The sequence below is a fragment of the uncultured Parabacteroides sp. genome (genome assembly GCF_905196875.1).
Classification (GTDB): Bacteria; Bacteroidota; Bacteroidia; order Bacteroidales; family Tannerellaceae; genus Parabacteroides.
The window spans coordinates 23929-40588 of the sequence record NZ_CAJJWO010000030.1; the positions used below are offsets into that span (position 1 = coordinate 23929).

Genomic DNA, 16660 nt, shown 5'->3' on the forward strand with positions numbered 1-16660 from the left:
TACCTGAAATAAGATTAGAATAGAGTGCATGATAAATAACGTTACTATGAAAATTTACTACTTTTTGTTGGGACTCCTTTTGTGTGTCGGAGTGAATGCCCAAGTAGTTAGGGACGACCAGTTTACGTTAAAAACTGAAGTCTCAGGGAAAAATCTGGCCCAAATATTGGATGTAATCGAGCAGCAAACCCCTTATTCCTTTATATATGACGCGCGCGCGATCGACTTGTCGTTGCCTGTCAGTGAAAACCTGCAGGGGAAAAACCTGTTCGATCTTTTGCACCTCTTATTTAAAGATACCGGCATCGTCTACACGGTTGTCAACCAACAAATCATATTGAACCACCGCGAAGACGTGATCCGTATGCAGCAAAAGGCACCCCGCCGTGTAACAGGTACCGTAAAGGATAAAAGCGACGAACCGATTATAGGTGCTAATATCCTGATCCGGGGTACGAATCAGGGTACAGTGACTGACCTTGACGGCTGTTTCACGCTCTACCTGCCCTCAAAAGCCACCCTCCAGGTCTCGTATATCGGCTATCTTCCGCAGAAAATTCAGTATAGCGGGGAGAAAACTCTTCACATCCAACTCGCCGAAGACTCACAGCAGCTGGGCGAAGTGGTCGTTACCGCCCTAGGCCTTCCCAAGCAGGAAGCTTCCCTGCCGTACGCAACCCAACTGGTGGCAGGAGACGAGCTGGTGAGGGCGAAGGATCTGAATTTCATCCAGACATTGGCCGGCAAAACTGCCGGTGTGCAGATCAATCGCACCTCTTTCGGCTTGGGAAGCTCGGCAAGGGTCATCATCCGCGGCTACCGTTCCGTATCAGGAAATAACCAGCCCTTGTACGTGATCGACGGTGTCCCGATGTTGAACAGCAGCAACGAACAGGCCGTTTCCGCCATTGGAGGTACGGCTGATGCCGGAAACCGCGACGGGGGTGACGGTATCTCCAACCTCAACCCCGACGACATCGAGAGCATAAGCATCCTCAAGGGCGCATCCGCCGCAGCCTTATATGGTTCGCAGGCCGCCAACGGCGTGATCCTCATCACTACCCGGAAAGGTAAGGCCGACGTGCAGCGCGTCACTTTCTCGTCGAGCCTGACGGTAGACCATGCTGTGAGCCTTCCCCGTTTCCAGAACGACTATGGCATGGATCGCGAAACAAAGACCAGTTGGGGACCGAAATCGGCTTTGCCTGGCTACGACAATGTGGGCGACTTCTTCCGCAACGGCCTGACCGCTATCAACTCTCTCTCGCTGACGACCGGTAACGAGAAGATGCAGACTTATTTTTCTTATGCCAACACTTCCGCCCGGGGCATTGTAGAACACAATAAGATGCAGAAACATAACCTTAATTTTCGCGAAACCGCTAGCTTCTTCGACGACTATCTTAAGCTCGATGCCAACGTCAACCTGATGACACAGAGCATCAAGGATCGTCCCGCTTCGGGTGGCTACTACATGAACCCGCTAGTGGGCCTCTACCGTTTCCCACGAGGCGAGGACATTGACGAATATCGTACCCGTTTCGAAACCTTCAACGACAAACGCAACCTGATGGAGCAGAACTGGTACACCGATGGTGAACTTGACATGGAACAGAACCCATACTGGCTGACAAATCGTATAAAGAGCGACGACAAACGTACACGTGTTATCGCCTCCTTCACCGCCAGTTTGAAGATAACGGACTGGTTGAAGTTACAGGCACGGGGCACGGCCGACTATGCACACGACACGTTCGACCAGAAAATGTATGCCTCCACTGCCCCAGCTCTGGCGGGAGCAAACGGTCGTTACATCGACCTTAATTACACGGAAAACCTTTACTATGGCGACGTGATGGCGATGGTAAACAAGAAATGGGACGAGATCACTCTGACCGGGGCCCTCGGGGGAAGTATTAACAGCCAGACGGTCAATTCGCTGAGGCTCGACTCAAAAACAGCCTCGCTCTACTACCCGAACCTCTTCACGGTGGCCAACATTATCATGTCGACCGCCGCCTATATCAACCAGAAGATCAACGAAAAGCGCGTCATCCAGTCTGCCTTCGCCACCGCGCAGCTAGGCTGGAAGGAAAGCATCTACGTCGACTTGACTGCCCGCAACGACTGGTCGTCGACACTGGCTTACACTCGCTACAAAAGTTTCTTCTACCCCTCGGTCGGTCTCTCTTGGATACTCGACAAGTCACTTGCGATGCCTGAATGGGTTAGTTACGGCAAATTGCGCAGTTCGTGGAGCAAGGTCGGCAACGACCTGCCATTGTTCCTCAGCAACCCGATTGCCGGAAGCAACGACCAAATCATAGCAGGCGGTGCAATCCAGCCCGACTCAGGTGCGCCTTTCGACGAGCTGAAACCCGAAATGAGTACATCTTGGGAGGTCGGAACGGAGTGGAAATTCTTCAATTACCGGGTCGATTTCGACTTTACCTATTATAAGACCAACACGAAGAATCAGCTCTTCACTCTGCCTTCGTCCGCTGGTGCGACCTATAAGTACTATTATGTCAATGCCGGGGACATCCGCAATCAGGGTATCGAAGCCAGTCTCGGTGTCACGCCGGTGATGACAAACGACTTCCACTGGAAGACCTTGCTCAACTTTTCGGCCAACCGCAACAAGGTGATTGCGCTTCATCCCGACCTGAAGACTTTTATTTATGGTGACGAGGGCTTTTCTTCTTCCTACTCCATGCGCCTGGTTGAAGGCGGCTCGATGGGCGACATCTATGGAAAGGCTTTCAAACGCGATGTGAACGGGGAGATCCTCTATATGAAGGACGTGGACGGCGACCAGATACCTGTCGTGATAGGTTCGGGCAATACGGAGAAGGTTGGCAACAGCAACCCCGACTTTATGCTCGGCTGGGGCAACTCTTTCACCTGGAAAAGGTTCAACCTCTATTTTCTGATCGACGGACGTTTCGGCGGTGATGTGCTCTCGCAAACACAGGCTGATATGGATCAGAAAGGTGTCAGCTGGGAATCGGGCGAGGCACGCAATACAGGTTATGTCGACCTGGAAGGCACTCACCTCAACCCGTCGAAATTCTATACCATTGTGAGCGGCCGCACAGGGTGCACGGAATATTATATGTATAGCGCGACGAACATTCGCTTGCGCGAACTTTCGCTGGGCTACACCTTCCCGGAGAAGTTGCTGGAAAAGTCGAAAATTCTGCGTGAAGTGCAACTCTCGTTCGTAGGTCGCAACCTCTTTTTTCTGCATAAACAGGCACCTTTCGACCCCGATGCGGTGCTTTCTACAAAGAATGATAACCAGGGCGTGGACGTGTTCGGTATGCCGACTACCCGTAGCCTGGGACTGAATGTTAAACTTACTTTCTAACACTGACGGATGATGATGCGAAAATACACAAAATATATCGCCTTTGCGCTGCTGCCTTGTCTGCTGGGCATGGCGGCCTGCACAGGCAGTTTTGAGTCGTACAATACTGACGGGGCTGGCTTCCCCGACGATTTGAAGGAACAGGAATTCAATAAATACGGACTTCCACTGAAAGTCGTACAGCAGGGAATCTACTTTAACTACGACTGGGGCGGGGGAAAGAACTGGACGTTTCAGGTGATGCAGAATCTCGGTGCGGATATGTTTGCGGGCTATTTCCACGATTTCAACCCCTTTATCGAGGGAAGAGGTAACACCATCTATAACATGCAGGACGGTTGGAACGGCACATTTTGGGAGAACACCTACGGCTACATCATGCCTGAGGTGTTGAAGGCGCAGGAACTGACCGAAAAAAAGTATGCATCCTTTTTCGGAATAGCATGCATCCTAAAAGTAGAAAGCATGCACCGTGTTTCCGATTTGTACGGGCCCATTATTTACACCGACTTTGGGTCGAAGACCGGATCGAGGCCCGATACCCAGCCGAAAGCCTACCGCGCTTTCTTCGAAGACCTCGACACCGGTATCGAAATGATCCGCAGCTACGTGGCCGCGCATCCGGAGGTGGAGAACTTCGCCAAGTTCGATATACTCATGCCTGTGGGTAAACGCACCTATGCCACCTGGATACGTTTCGCTAACTCCCTGCGCCTCCGGCTGGCCGTGCGCATCGCTATGGCCGACCCCGGGCTGGCCGTATCCGAAGCCCGTAAAGCTCTGTCCGATCCTGGGGGACTACTCGAGGAGGACGACGATATAATTGCCGTGTCGACCAACGGCAGCGGTTACTATAACCCCCTGGGCGAGATCAATGTAGCTTGGGGCGAGGCGATCATGAACGCTAATATGGAGTCGTATCTGACGGGATATCAGGACCCCCGCCTGCCGCGCTACTTCTCCCGGGCTGCCGGTGGTCAAGGGATCGAACTCTTTCCAGTGGGTGGCACCTACAAAGGCATCCGCCAGGGGACGGGCTTCAACCATAAGAATTATAGCGGGCATTCGAAGACCACAATCACCCAGTCGACCGACGCAGTGCTGATGACGGCCGCCGAAATCTGGTTCCTCCGTGCCGAAGCAGCCCTGCGGCGATGGTCGACCGAAAATGTGCAGTGGTGCTACGAAAACGGCATTCGTGCCTCCTTTGCGCAGTGGAGTGCCGGCGATGTTGTCCCTTATCTCCATAACACCCGTACGCCGGAAGTTTACCGCGATGCTTTCAATGCCGCCTTCGACGCCCCCCCCGTGAGTCGTGTCACGCCAGCTTGGGACGAAAAGGCCTCATCCGAAGAGAAACTCGAAAAGATCATCACCCAGAAGTGGATTGCCTGCTATCCCGAAGGCTGTGAAGCTTGGGCCGAACAACGGCGCACGGGCTATCCACGCCTCTTTCCCGTCCTGGTGAACGACAGCCAGGGAACAGTCGATACCCGCCTAGGTCCCCGTCGGCTCAATTTCTTCGTCGGCATCAAAACTGCCAACCCCGAGCAGTACAACGCCCTCGTTGAAGCCCTCGCAGGACCCGACAACTGCGGCACCCGCCTGTGGTGGGATACGGGAAGGAATTTCTGAAAATTTACCAAAACAGTAATATTGGTAATAATAACTGTAATTTATATTACATTATTTCTTTTTGGCTCCTTTATCTTTGTATCGGTAATAAAATAGTATATTTACCGCTCAAAATAAATGAAGCAATCTATGTCGATAAAACGTTTTGGCGTCTCCCTTGAAGACAACCTGTTAGAATCGCTTGACCAGTATGTGGACGAAAATGGCTTTGCGAACCGCTCACAGGCCATTCGCTTCCTGATAGAAAAGAACGTGGCCGAGAAGAAATGGCAATGCAATCACATCGTGGCCGGCACTATTATTATTATGTACGATCAAGAGAAGACTGCTATTGCTTCAAAGATCGTGAGTATCCAGCAGGATTACCGGGATGTGATACTCTCTTCCTCCCAATATTATGTCAATCAGAATTTCTGCCTTCACATCGTTACCGTGATGGGAACTGCCCACCGTTTGACCGAATTGTCGGATAAACTGACTGCTATCAAGGGGATTAAACACGGTAAACTGGTGATGAGTCGGGCTGATTAGTTATATTTTTTTGCATGAAAAGTAACACGATTTCGTTTATTTGTGTTACTTTGTGCCGCGGAACAGATGACAAATATTATACAATTTAAATTATGAAGAAAGGATTTTTACTTATTCTAGGGCTATTGTTCAGTACGTTTGCCTACTCCTTTGAACCGGTAGAACCCATCGAACCACTGGGAATAGACAGCCTGATCAATCTGAAAGGCGTCGTGATCTCGGCTAACAAGATACAGGTAAACCGCAACAGTGTCCCGCTTTCCATCTCGGTGATCGACCGTGACGAGATAGAGGCCAGCAGCGAGTCGGCCCTGCTTCCGGTGCTCTCGCAGCGTGTCCCCGGACTTTTTGTGACGCAGAAAGGTATCACCGGCTTCGGGGTGAACGACGGATCGGCAGGGATGGTCAACATCCGTGGTGTCGGGCAGGGCAACAAGGTGCTGATGCTCTTCGACGGACAGCCGCAGTGGGCCGGTATCTTCGGACATGCCCTGCCCGACACTTATGTGGCTTCGGACGTGGAACGGGTGGAAGTGATCCGTGGCCCAGGCTCGTTGATGTACGGTTCCAACGCGATGGGCGGGGTGGTGAACATCATCACCCGTCACCATAAGCAGCAGGGACGGCGCACCCAGGCACGTATCATGTACGGTTCCTACAACACGCAGAAGTATATGGTGAACAACGGCTACAACATCGGTAATTTCAGCAGCTTCATTTCCGTGAACCACGACCGTACGGACGGCCATCGGTCCAATTCCAAATTCCATATCACCAATGGTTTTGCCAACCTGGGGTACAAGATTAACGAGCATTACCGCGTGACGGGCGACTTGAGTCTGGCCAAGTTCAAGACCCAGAACCCCGGTACGATCGACGAACCGGTGCTCGACTACCTGGTAGACGTGTTGCGTGGTACGACCTCTTTTGCGCTCGAAAACCATCACGAAAAGACAAGCGGTGCCCTTCGTGTGTTCTACAACTGGGGAAATCACGAAGTGAATGATGGCTACAAGCCCGGCGGAACACCCCGCACATACCTTTTCCGTTCGGATGATCATAACACAGGTGTCCTGCTTTACCAGTCGTTTCGTCTCGTCGAAGGCAACACCTTTACGGCTGGTATCGACTATAAGAACTGGGGTGGACATGCGTGGAACGACAGCATCAATGGCCCGAAAGGCGAACTGATCGACAAATCGGTCAACGAAGTGGCCGGCTACGTCATCATGCAACAAGACCTCTTCGATATGTTAAGTATCAACGCCGGTGTACGTTATGAGCATAACAGTGTGTTCGGGGGCGAATGGGTTCCGCAGGCAGGCCTTACCTTTCGCCCGCTCGAGGGCAATGTGATCCGTGCTTCCTTCTCGAAAGGTTTCCGCAGTCCCAACATCCGCGAGATGTATATGTGGGGGGCAGCCAACGATGAACTGAAACCGGAAAACATGTTCAATTACGAACTTGCTGTCGGACAGTCGTTCTTTGACGGACGCTTGTATGGCGAGGTGACGGCTTTCTTTATCGACGGAAAGAATATGATCGAGTCGGTAAGCCTGATGCCCGGCCAGCAGTATCCGATGAAGAACCGTAACGTCGGAACCTTCACCAACAAAGGTATCGAGTTCGAGGGTCGTTACCAGATCCTCGGAAACCTCAGCGTCGATATGAATTACAGCTACCTCCACACCAGCAAACCGCTCTTGGCTGCCCCGGCCCATAAGCTCAACGTGGGTGCGACTTATGCTCCCGGACGCTTTACCTTTAACGCGAATGTGCAGTCTGTATACGACCTCTATGTGAGACTTGCCGGCGAGAAAGTCTCCGAAGTCAAGGAAAATTATACCGTTCTCAACGCCCGTGCCGCCTACCGGTTCGGCAGTCGCGACAAAGGACTCAATCTCTTCGTCAAGGGAGAGAACCTGACCGCCACGCGTTACATGATCAATTATGGCTTCCCGATGCCGAAGGCTGTGTTTATGGGAGGGATTGACGTGACGTTCTAGTTCATTATGAATTAAATTATTTAACGGGAGACTGTTCCAAAGTATTTGGGACGGTCTCTTTTTTATATGTGGTTTTTTTATGTTTATTGGTTAATTACTGTAAAATTCGGCTTGTTTTTTTCTTTCCGTTTGATCGATATGTAAAGTATATAGGTGTAAATGTATATTATATCCCTTTTGAATTTCAAAGCTACGTTAATCTATTTAAATTAACGGAAAATACTGTTCGGAAAAAGTAAATTTGTCCTGATTTAATAGTGTATTTTAACTATTGGAGAAGAGTATGAGATCCCCTTTTTTTTCGGGTTGAAGATATTTTATAGAACTTTATTTTATTAGAATTATGAGTAAAAGTATTACTTTGTTGATTGCTGGCTGCCGGCTGGCAAGGTATGTTACATCTGTCAAATGTAACTATGGGTATAAACCATTCATCCCTTTGTTTTTCTTGTTGTTAATGACCTTTTTTTCGATTCAGTCCACCACGGCTCGAGAAGTAAGTACGGTTGCTGAACTTCAGACGGCTGTGTCGGGAGCTACCGAAGGGGAGGTTATCACTTTATCAGGTAGTTTTGTATTTGGAAATGCCACATTGGCGATGCCAACTGTTAACGTCACTGTCGATGGCGAAGGGAAAGTATGGAAAGGAAGTAGCATCACCGTTAACGGAACGGGAGACAAAACGCTGACAATCAGAAATATTAAGATGGATGGTGACGGAGTGAATAACCGCCTGTTTAATAACACAGCCTCCAACGGTAAGCTGGTTCTGGAGAAAATGGACTTTTACAATTCCACGGGAGGGGGCATCAATATCAATACTTCGGGAAATGCTTCCACGGTTATCTCGTACGCAAGGATTTATGATAATACGGTAGTCAACAGCGCTGCTGCCATTTGGGTGGCCGGAACTTCGAAGATAACGATCAAAAACTCCACTATAGCGAATAATGTTGCTACCGGTGCCGGTTACGAGTGTGGTGCTATATCGTCTAAAAACTTTATGGGCGACCTGGTGATCAATAATACCGTTTTCCGGAAGAATAAAAACAAATGTCTCCTTTCCGGCCCGTTTGGCGGTGGCGGAGGTGCTATGGCCATGCATTATTTTTATGGTAATATGACTATAAACGAATGTCTTTTCCAGGAAAACGAGACGAATGGAGAAGGGATAAATATAGAGAATACTTTCGACGGCGGAGCGATCTATATCATTGACGCCGGCGGTAGCACTTACGGAGCTACCCTGAATATCAATAAAACGACCTTCGATAGTAACCTCGCCCATGACGACGGTGGCGCGATGATGATACAGGTGACCGGAACGAAGGGAATGACCACCAACATCACCAGCTGTACGTTTTATAACAATGTGGCCTATGGACTGAACGGAGCAAATGTGACCGGTGGAGCAATCCAGTTTTTCAAAAATGGCGGAAGCAGTATCATGAATAACATTCTTACGGGCTGTACTTTTGTAGGTAATGTATCCGGTGACTCAAGATCTCAAGTCGAACAGCGCGGCGGGGCGATCGGGTTAAGCGGAAACAGCAGCTGGGGTATTGTTGCCGGCCTTACCAACAACGGCTGTTTGTACTTGGGGAACAAAGTTTACAATGCATCCGGCGTGTTGAACACCGCGAGTAATTACAAAGATATATCCAATTCGACGACTGTAGCGGCCGGAACGAGAAACGTACTGAATGTCGACAAAGGCAACACTCCGGCGTATACTGAAGATGCTGTGTTAGGCAAGAACTTCCGCTTCTCCGATAACCTGTCCGGAATAAAAGCCGGTGTGGACGATGAAATTGTAAAGACCATCCCCATCAAGCCGGAGGGTATTGCTGACAACAGCTACAACTATTCGGCCACCTTACCGACAACCGACCAGCGGAATTTCAAGAATTATAAAGACCAGGGAGCCATCGAAATGTCGTGGGTGAAGTATAATGCCAACGGAGGCGTTTTCGGCTTAACCCCGCAAATCGACTATGTAGGCGAGGTTTACTACGAAGCAACGTCCGAAAACAAGGCGACCGATTACTATACCATCGGTACGATCGACGGTAAGACAACCGTTGTCGATGGACAAACCACCTTGAAAGCCAGCCTCACCGGCAAAGCCTTCAAGGGATGGGCCCTTACAGCCAATGCCGCGGAGCCTGATCCTACCTATACGGCAGGTAAAAGCCTTACCTATGCAGAAGACAACCTCACCCTTTACGCTGTATGGGGAGATGCCGGATACGATCTGACCTATCATTCCAACTTCAGCCCCGACCAGACATATGTACAGCTTGTTGAAGCGGAAACGGCGACAGTTGCCACCTATCCGGCCACGAGCCTGCCCAACCGTCCGAACTACATCTTCCTGAAATGGACGACCAAGGCCGACGGAACCGGTATAGCCTACCAGCCCGGAACGACCTTTACTATCACCGAGAACACCGACCTTTACGCCCAGTGGGAGCCCAATTCCTCGTTGAAGCTGCAATGGTCTGTCTCCAAGACCACCGCCGATTCGTATGAATTCAGCGATGTGGATAACAATTCCACGACGACCGTTATGGTCGGAACGCCTGTCTACGTACAGATCCGCCCGGTCGGCTTGGAACATGTCGACTTCGACACTTGGGCGATCGAGTACATCGCCACCCCGGTCGACTATCACTATCCGATGGGAGAGGCTATCGGGAAAACCTTGCGCTATGACTTCAATAAAGGGGAAGCCCACACGCTCGAAGGCACTTACTACTATAATGTAACCAAGCTGCTTCTGTATAAAGGTGGCGCGGAAGTGGCCACTTACATCTACCGGAACGCATCTTGTACGCATAAGGTGGTTATCCAGGACAAACCGGTCGTGAAAGATCCGGCCCTACAATGGTCCGTCTCCACCGTGACGAGCGAACAGCCTTACTTTAAGGATGTGGACGACCAGTCAATCACTTCGGTGAATTACGGCACTCCTGTCTTCGTTCAGATCCGTCCCGTCGGACATGAGGGCATCAACTTCGAACGCTGGGCAGTCGAATACACCGTGACCCCGGCTGAACACTACTATGGCATGAACCCGACACTGAAGACCGAACGTCACAACTTCAACAACCGGGAGGCCCATACCGAAAAGGGAACTTATATATACACCGTCACCAAACTGACCCTGTATGACATGTACGGCAACCAGACGGTCGAGACTTATGACTATGCAAACTCTCCCTATCGCCACACGATCGTGATCGGTGACGGCGAAGGCCCAGGTCCAGGTCCTGGCGGCGCGCTGCAATGGTCTGTCTCCACTGCCTCCAACAAGCTCGAGGACTTTCGGGATGTGGACAACCTGACGACAACTACCGTCACCAAAGGAACGCCGGTGTACGTGCAGATACGCCCGGTCGGCTTCAACAACGTCACTTACGATAGTTGGAAAATAGAGTACACAGCCACTCCGGCCGGTTATCATTATCCGTTGGACGAAGCTGTCCTGAAAACCGAACGTTACACCTTCAACAAAGGAGAGGCCCATACGCTTGTCGGTACCTATATATATAATGTACACAAGCTGACGCTCTACAACGGTGAAAGCATTGCAACGGAGCGGTACTACAACCAGCCAGCTTACCAGCATACCATCGTTATCACCGATGAAGGTATGGTCTATGTGGGCGAAACGGCACCGTATTGTAGCGTGGACGGTGAATTCAGAATCCCTGTCAGTGTCCTAAATCCGGACTATCTGCTCGAGTACGCCGTCCGTTTCCCGGATGAAGCGATTGCTGCCGGTTTCAGCGATACCGAATACCAAGACCTGATTCCGGGATACATCATTGTCCCGGTAGCCAACCGCATCCCGAGAGGTATCTACCACGCCAACATTTATGTGCGTCTGAAGAGCGAACCGGATCGCGAGGAGGTTTACCCGTTCAACATCGAAGTGTTGGAGACAACCACCATCACCCGCCAGCCGCAGTCGGTGAACGTTTGCGACGGTGATGCCTTCACCCTGTCGGTCGAAGCGACGGGTGTCAACCTGAGTTACCAGTGGTTCTTCAATGAAGTGGCCATCCCAGGTGCGACTTCGGATAGTTACACGGTAGCCCTGACTCCGGACAAGGAGGGTATCTACTACGTGGATGTATACGGCGACTGCGGAATGGAGAGCAGCCGCACGGTAACGGTGGGTAAAAACAGTCTGCGTATCCAGGTAAAATGGAACGAGTTCCTCTACATCACGAATCAGGATAACGAGTTTGTCCGCTTCCAGTGGTACAAAGACGGTCAGAAGATCGACAAGAATGGCACTTCTATCTACTACTCCGTACCGGAGGGGCTGCTGGGTACTTACTACATCCAGGCATACCGTGCGGATGATACCTATGTCGTGAGTTGCCCGATCACGTTCGATACGCTGACCCAGTTCCCGATCACCCGGGTATATCCGGCGATGGTGAAGAAGAACATGCCGATCACAGTCAGCCTCGGCACACCGGGCGAAGCTCCCGAATCGGCCATGATCGAGATCTACAACATGAACGGACAGCTGCTTGAGCGCCTGACCACCCTGACTACCGAAACAACGATCCCTGCCGACGTGGCTTCGGGAAGTTACGTGGTGAAGGTGACCACCGAGACGGGCAAGTCCTCCACCCATAAAATCATCGTAAAATAAACCAACAGATATGACAACAATGATTTCCAAGATAAATAAAACCATTCTATTGTTTGCCGCCGGCATCCTGTCCACCACCGTTTCCGCCCAGCAGGGAACGGGGGGCAGGGAATACGGCCAGTACAGCCACCAACAGCAGCGTGAGTACCGCCAGGAGCAGCGCGACACGACGCGTACGAAAACGTCTTACCTCACCGTCTCGGGCGGTGTGGGCTCTTCTTCCTTCCGTTATGACCTGGACTATCGGATTGAAGGTTTCCAGGAAAAAGGCAACCGGGACAGCAAGCTCGGTTATGAAGTTGATATCCGTTACAGCTATTTCTTCAATCCTCACTGGGGGGTTACCACAGGGGTAGGAATCTCCCGTTACGCCACAGTAGGTCGTTTGAGGGGAGATATGTCGGATGATAAATACATGAAACTGGGTACAATGACCGACGACGACGACTTCTCGGGCCATCCGCGCGACTTCGAGCTGCGTGTCCGCCTGAAAAGCCTGGAAGAGAAACAGACCGCTTTCCTGTTGGATATCCCGCTGATGGCGATGTACCAGACGCATTTCGGGGAAGAGGAAAACTGGGGATTGTACGCCGGCCTGGGTGTGAAGCTTCAAATTCCTGTCCAAAGCAAATACAAGGTGCAGGGTAACGCGGCGAGCGAATTGAACATATCGGGTTACTATCCACATATCCCTTCGGACGTGGGTTCGCCATCTGAGTCGCCCGTGCCTCATCACGGGTTCGGCACGATCAGCGACCCGGGTAAGGAACTCGACTGGAGCGACAAGAATAAGTTGAAATTAGGCGTAGTCGGAACGGCCGAAATGGGTTTCATGGTTGCCCTGGGCGAGGACACCGATCTGCTGCTGGGCGGCTATATCGACTACGGCTTCACCAACATGAAAAAGAAGAAGGATCAGGGATTGTTGTCGACCCCAGCGTCTTATCATCCGGAAGGGAATAAGATCGTCGGACAAGGTATTCCGTACAACGGCATTCTGAACTCGAATGTGACTGACAAAGTGAAGGTTATGTCGTTCGGGGTTAAGCTCGGGCTTAGGTTCAAACTGAATTGATGAAATTCTGATATTGATATTGGTAAATCCCCATAAAAAAAGGACCGTAGAGAAAACCTCTACGGTCCTTTTTTATTTGTTACCTCTCGATCATCTGAAATCCTGCAACTTCTTCTGGAGCTCCTGACGGGCGAAGAAGATACGGCTTTTGACTGTTCCGAGCGGGAGATTAAGCTTGTCGGCTATCTCGTTGTACTTGTAACCGCTGACGAACATGGAGAACGGCATCTTCAGGTCGTCGTTCAGGGCGTTGATTACCTTGGTGATCTCCTGGATGTTGTACGCCTTGTCGGGCGAGTCGAAACCGGAGTCGTTAACCACGTCCAGGTTGTAGAGGTCTACGCTAGAGTCTACTACCGTTTGTACGCGTACTACCTTATGGTAGTTATTGATGAAAATATTACGCATAACGGTCAGAACCCAACCCTTGAAATTAACGTTGTCAACGAATTTATCCTGATTATCTAAAACTTTAAGTGCTGTATCTTGCAGTAAATCCTGGGCATCGTCCCTGTTTGCAGTGAGCATAAGAGCGAAATTCATCATATTCTCTTGTAAGCTCAATAATTTTTGTTGAAATTGTATTCCATTCATAATTTTAATTTTTTGAATGTTTATAAGTCGGTTAATAGTTGTAATTCAACAACTAATACAATGCAAAAATAAACTTATACTTTATAAAAAACTAATTCTTTTGCTAATATTAATGATATAGGCTTACTATTAATATTTGTATGCTAAAACCGCTTGAGATTGAACGGAATATACAAGTTTTGTACTTGTAAATTACAATATTTGCAAGTATTGCGTCATTATTTTCAATTGCTATGATAATCAAGCGATTTTGCACGCTTTTAGTGGGCGGTTTTCGGGGTTTCCGTTTGAGGGGAGGAGGAGGGGTGGGAGACCTTGTATCCGGCGTTCAAAATAAGGGTATGCAGATTCTCGCTAGGTGTAGCGAATATCTTTTTCCGGGAGCCCGCACCTTTTTCCCCGATAGCATGCGCCCTTCCGTCTTTTTTATTTTTTCTGTTGCTTTCGATGTTGTCAGCCTATCATCATTCCTCCCCTCGTTCCTTATGGTTGAGTATCAAGGTGGACGGCATTTTCTGCAAAGCTTCGCGGCGATGTTCGGAGACGTCGTTCCAGCTTTCGTAGCTGATGAGCATGAAGTTGTAGCCGTTGAAAGTGGCCGCACTCATATCCTTGTCGGCGATGAGGGAAGCCTGCTTGACCGATTCCGTGAACTGGTGGATGGCATGTTGTATTTTTTCGCTGCCCGGCGTGGTCGAGCTGCTGCGGTCGAGGATGCCTACCGAGCCGTGCGTCGTCTTGAGCAAGGTCGAAGTATAATCCAGAAGGAAGAGGTCGCGCTCGGAGTCGATCACCACGATCACGTTGCTCGCTTTCACGAAGCCACGGTTTACAAACACGCCCACGTCGCAATTACTCTTGCCGATGAACATCTTCGTCTTATCCTTAAGCAGCGCACCGGGGTAGAACCACGATTCGGGCGCTTTGAAACGTTTGAAGTACTTGTTGTAGAAAGAGGTGCGGTAACGGTTCGCCTCGATGTCGTCCGGCTGGTTGCTCATGGATATGCCCGAGCCGACGAGGAGGAAGTCGAAACCCTCAGTGTTGACGATGTCGGTGATGTCTTGACCTGCGTTGTTCGACACCTCGTAGCGCGTTTCGATGTTCACTCCCAGCTTCTTTGCCCCGTAAAGGATCGGGCCGAAGCTCACTTCCTCGAAGTTGTCGGTGTGAAGCGGGTTCACATCCGAGCCGACGGTGAGGTGGAGCGCCGTAAGGTCTACCTGGTGACGGCGGTGCGCAAACATCTGGTAGGCCACGTCCAGCATGATCTGTCCGTTGGCGGCACGTCCGAACGAGAGCAAGACCTTGAAAGTTCCGTCCGCCACGTCCACCGCCTTGTACTCTTTGATCTTCTCCCGCGTCTGGAAGCAGAACTTTATGAACGATACCAGCGGGATGGTCATGAAGGTTGTTACGAGCGTCATCAACACCAACATCACGAAAATCGAGGGCGGAAGTATCTTCATTTCGTAGCCGATGGTGAGCACCACTAGCTCCATCAACCCGCGCGTATTCATTAACGCTCCGATGTAGAGGCTGTCTTTCCAGCTCTCCCCGACGAAACGGGCGGAAAACATCGCCCCGCCGAACTTACCGATGATGGCAACGAGTATGAACACCCCGCACATCCACCACAGCTCCGGACTGTTCAATAGCCCGATTTCTGTGCGCAACCCCGTCGAGACAAAAAACAAGGGCAGGAACAATGCCAGCGAGACGTCTTCCACCTTCTCGGTCATGATCTTGCGGAACTTCACGTTACTCGGCATCACTACCCCCGCGATGAACGCGCCGAACAACGCATGTAATCCCAGCATTTCCGTTAGGTAAGCCGAGATAATCAACAGGAGGAACATAAAAGCCACTAAACCCTTGTCGATCACTTCTTTATTATGATAGATATGTCCCACCATTTTCAGGAACGGACGGACGGCAAGGAACATGAAGGCAATGTAAATCATCGAGAAGAGTATGTTGTAGATCGCACTCAGCATCGACCCCGCCTGCGCGATGGCTATCACGACCGCCAGCAAACACCAGGCCGTGATGTCACCGTTGGCCGCGCTGGCGAGCGAGATCGTCCCCAGATGCGTACGCGTCAACCCCTTCTCCTGTATGATACGTGCCAACACAGGAAAGGCGGTGATACTCATGGCGATACCCACAAACAGGGCAAAGGATAGGAAAGGCGTGCTTTTATCAGCGTAGGTGTCGTAGACGAAGTAGGCAGTAAGCATCCCGCAGAAGAAAGGGACAATGGTACTCGTATGACTTATAAGGATCGTCTCCTTCAGCTTTTTTCGTACCTCGGTGATATCCAGTTCCATCCCGATGGCAAACATAAAGAGGATTAGCCCGAACTGGCTAAGGATCGTGATGTTGGCCAGCGACTCAATAGGGAAGAGGAACCCCGAAACTTCGGGTGACAGATGCCCCAATACCGAAGGCCCGAGCACGATACCGGCCACGATCTCGCCGATCACCGTAGGCTGCCCTATCTTCTGGAACAACCACCCGAACAAGCGACATGTCAACAGGATCGTGATGATCTGTAAGAGCAGGATGCCGATGGGCGACTGTATATGGTGAGTCATCAGTTCCCAAAAAACGGTGAAACCTTCCCCCAGGTCTTTCGGGGCGTCATAGGCCGATGTGATGGCGCTTTCAAGCTGCTGGCTTTCTCCTTCCTTGGCGATGAAGTACATCAGCGAACCGAATACAACGATCATCACCAGGTAAAAAGCGATACTCTTTGTTCCTCTACTCATATATTG

The 16660-nt window shown here is 50.6% G+C and carries 8 protein-coding genes; 6 read left to right on the forward strand and 2 right to left on the reverse strand.

Translation table 11 applies throughout. The features are described from left to right. Positions 1–46: 46 nt before the first annotated feature. From QZ076_RS11665 to QZ076_RS11690, 6 genes are all read left to right on the forward strand, one after another. Positions 47–3370 (forward strand): TonB-dependent receptor, encoded by a 3324-nt coding sequence (locus tag QZ076_RS11665; protein WP_293713485.1) that lies wholly within the window; start codon positions 47–49, stop codon positions 3368–3370. Positions 3371–3385: 15 nt separating this feature from the next. Then, positions 3386–5005 (forward strand): SusD/RagB family nutrient-binding outer membrane lipoprotein, encoded by a 1620-nt coding sequence (locus tag QZ076_RS11670; protein ID WP_293713518.1) that lies wholly within the window; start codon positions 3386–3388, stop codon positions 5003–5005. A 129-nt stretch (positions 5006–5134) separates the two neighbouring features. Then, positions 5135–5536 (forward strand): nickel-responsive transcriptional regulator NikR, encoded by a 402-nt coding sequence (gene nikR / locus QZ076_RS11675; protein ID WP_293713486.1) that lies wholly within the window; start codon positions 5135–5137, stop codon positions 5534–5536. 92 nt (positions 5537–5628) lie between these two features. After that, positions 5629–7542: a TonB-dependent receptor gene (locus QZ076_RS11680; RefSeq protein ID WP_293713487.1), complete on the forward strand. Its 1914-nt coding sequence runs from the start codon at positions 5629–5631 to the stop codon at positions 7540–7542. Between the two features lie 343 nt (positions 7543–7885). Then, the gene (locus tag QZ076_RS11685) at positions 7886–12214 is read left to right on the forward strand and encodes a T9SS type A sorting domain-containing protein (protein ID WP_293713488.1); all 4329 of its coding nucleotides are present in this window, start codon (positions 7886–7888) and stop codon (positions 12212–12214) included. Between the two features lie 19 nt (positions 12215–12233). Next, entirely contained in the window at positions 12234–13289 is a 1056-nt protein-coding gene (locus tag QZ076_RS11690; RefSeq protein ID WP_293713519.1) for an outer membrane beta-barrel protein, read from the forward strand. 90 nt (positions 13290–13379) lie between these two features. Here the strand turns inward: QZ076_RS11690 and QZ076_RS11695 are convergent, their stop codons facing one another. Both QZ076_RS11695 and QZ076_RS11700 read right to left on the reverse strand, forming a co-directional pair. Further along, a complete protein-coding gene (locus tag QZ076_RS11695; RefSeq protein WP_293713489.1) occupies positions 13380–13883 on the reverse strand; it encodes an RNA polymerase sigma factor in 504 nt (167 codons plus the stop codon). 464 nt (positions 13884–14347) lie between these two features. Then, a complete protein-coding gene (locus QZ076_RS11700) occupies positions 14348–16654 on the reverse strand; it encodes a cation:proton antiporter (protein WP_293713490.1) in 2307 nt (768 codons plus the stop codon). Between the last annotated feature and the right edge of the window lie 6 nt (positions 16655–16660).

Excerpts from the sequence above, each read along its gene's own strand:
- QZ076_RS11680 (WP_293713487.1), top strand. The coding sequence starts at position 5,629 with ATGAAGAAAGGATTTTTACTTATTCTAGGGCTATTGTTCAGTACGTTT.
- QZ076_RS11695 (WP_293713489.1), bottom strand. The coding sequence starts at position 13,883 with ATGAATGGAATACAATTTCAACAAAAATTATTGAGCTTACAAGAGAAT.
- QZ076_RS11665 (WP_293713485.1), top strand. The coding sequence starts at position 47 with ATGAAAATTTACTACTTTTTGTTGGGACTCCTTTTGTGTGTCGGAGTG.
- QZ076_RS11685 (WP_293713488.1), top strand. The coding sequence starts at position 7,886 with ATGAGTAAAAGTATTACTTTGTTGATTGCTGGCTGCCGGCTGGCAAGG.
- QZ076_RS11670 (WP_293713518.1), top strand. The coding sequence starts at position 3,386 with ATGCGAAAATACACAAAATATATCGCCTTTGCGCTGCTGCCTTGTCTG.
- QZ076_RS11690 (WP_293713519.1), top strand. The coding sequence starts at position 12,234 with ATGATTTCCAAGATAAATAAAACCATTCTATTGTTTGCCGCCGGCATC.
- nikR (WP_293713486.1), top strand. The coding sequence starts at position 5,135 with ATGTCGATAAAACGTTTTGGCGTCTCCCTTGAAGACAACCTGTTAGAA.
- QZ076_RS11700 (WP_293713490.1), bottom strand. The coding sequence starts at position 16,654 with ATGAGTAGAGGAACAAAGAGTATCGCTTTTTACCTGGTGATGATCGTT.